This is a genomic window from Pelomicrobium sp. G1 (genome assembly GCF_051905455.1).
Classification (GTDB): domain Bacteria; phylum Pseudomonadota; class Gammaproteobacteria; order Burkholderiales; family UBA6910; genus Pelomicrobium.
This window is the reverse complement of the sequence record NZ_JBQACR010000272.1, coordinates 1-296: the sequence shown is the minus strand read 5'-3', so window position 1 is coordinate 296 and position 296 is coordinate 1. Positions and strand designations below refer to the sequence as shown.

General features: G+C 69.3%; 1 pseudogene. It reads left to right on the top strand.

What is annotated here, in order from left to right:
* Nucleotides 1-289 (top strand): annotated as a pseudogene (locus ACTFO6_RS18470) (formylmethanofuran dehydrogenase subunit C); the annotation flags it as partial.
* Nucleotides 290-296 lie beyond the last annotated feature (7 nt).

Genomic DNA, 296 nt, shown 5'->3' with positions numbered 1-296 from the left:
GTATTGCGCCTCCCGCATGATCGCCGGCACCGTGGCAGTGCTGGGGCGAGTGGGGGAAGGCGTAGGCAGCGGCATGCGACGCGGAACCCTGCTCCTCTCCGAGACGCCGCCCCTCCCGTCCACGTTCAACGAGAGCGGGACGTTCGAGCTCACCTTCTTGCCTTTGTTGATCGGCTCCTGGCGGGCATTGCCGGGGGCGTTCGCGACGCTCGCCCCTGCCCCTCGAGCACGCCGCTACGTGGGCGATCGGGCGGCGGGGGGCCTGGGAGAAATCTTGATCCGGGCGTGAACGGTCA